The organism is Cellulomonas sp. P5_C6, assembly GCF_054049635.1.
In genome coordinates this window covers 1-733 of record NZ_JBFULZ010000388.1, presented here as the reverse complement: position 1 = coordinate 733, position 733 = coordinate 1, and the positions used below count along the sequence as shown (strand labels likewise).

Annotated in this window: 1 protein-coding gene; it reads left to right on the top strand. The window is 64.7% G+C overall.

The features are described 5' to 3' along the window. Nucleotides 1-733, top strand: a 733-nt coding sequence (locus ACXJKG_RS21320; RefSeq protein WP_456847712.1) for a hypothetical protein, incomplete at both ends; no start/stop codon positions are given.

Genomic DNA, 733 nt, shown 5'->3' with positions numbered 1-733 from the left:
CGTTTCAGCCCGGCAGCGTGATTGCCGGCCGCGTGCTGTCGGTCTCGCCAGACAATCAGGTTCGTATCGCCATCGGGCACAGCACGATCGACGTGCAATCGCAGGTGCCGTTGCAGGCCGGGCAGGTGCTGCAATTCACAGTGTCGAAGACGGACAACGGCAATGTCCAGCTTGCCGTCGTCACGCCGCAAAACACAGGTGCAGGGCAGGCGGGTGGCGCGTCCTCCGGCAATGTGACGCTTGCGCCAGACCTGCCAATCAATCTCGCCAATGCCATCGCGACCTCCAAGATCCAGCTGACGTCGCTGGAAGCACAGGCGGTCTCTACCGCCACGCAAAGTGCCGTGACGCAGCAGGCGAGTCTGGCGACGTTGTTTGCCAATCTCGGCGCTGCGACCTCGCTGCAGGGGCTGCCGCCGCAATTGCAGCAAGCGGTCGCACAGGTGCTGGCGCAACGTCCGCCGCTCGATGCCCAGCTCACCGGCGAGGAAGTCAAATCGGCGTTCCAGAATTCCGGCCTGTTTCTGGAATCGTCGCTGGCCAAGGGATCGCTGCCGCAAGGCGGGCTGCCCGACATGAAAGCGGCGTTGATCGTGTTGCGCCAGGCATGGGCGACGACGCTCGCCACAGCGAGTCCGACCCAGAGCACAACGCCAGCGCAGGCGAATCCAGCGACACCGGTGGCTACGCCGGAGCAGCCGGCATCGGCATTGGCAAACGCGCTCCCCAATGT